At 47.4% G+C, this 321-nt stretch carries 2 rRNA genes; both read left to right on the top strand.

Features of this window, described 5'->3' with window-relative positions:
- Positions 1-71 (top strand): 23S ribosomal RNA (locus tag GCM43_RS25560); the annotation flags it as partial.
- Positions 72-208: 137 nt separating this feature from the next.
- Positions 209-321, top strand: a 5S ribosomal RNA gene (rrf, locus tag GCM43_RS25555).

Here is a 321-nt window from a genome sequence, read left to right as displayed (position 1 = left end):
GATAGGCTGGGTGTGGAAGTGCAGTAATGCATTAAGCTAACCAGTACTAATTGCCCGTACGGCTTGTCCCTATAACCTTAGCAGGTGCAGAGGATAAGACGGTACAACGTTGCGTGTTGTTGATACACTTATTCATTACCCAATCTTTGCTTCTTCCAGATTCATGGCCTTGTTGCTCAAACGAGAACAAGCGTCAGTACAAGTTATGCCTGATGACCATAGCAAGTTGGTCCCACCCCTTCCCATCCCGAACAGGACCGTGAAACAACTTTGCGCCGATGATAGTGCTGCAACCAGTGTGAAAGTAGGTTATTGTCAGGC

It is taken from the genome of Janthinobacterium aquaticum (genome assembly GCF_009208565.1).
Taxonomy (GTDB): domain Bacteria; phylum Pseudomonadota; class Gammaproteobacteria; order Burkholderiales; family Burkholderiaceae_D; genus Janthinobacterium.
The sequence above is the reverse complement of the archived record's forward strand: the minus strand, read 5'-3'. Positions and strand labels throughout refer to the sequence as shown.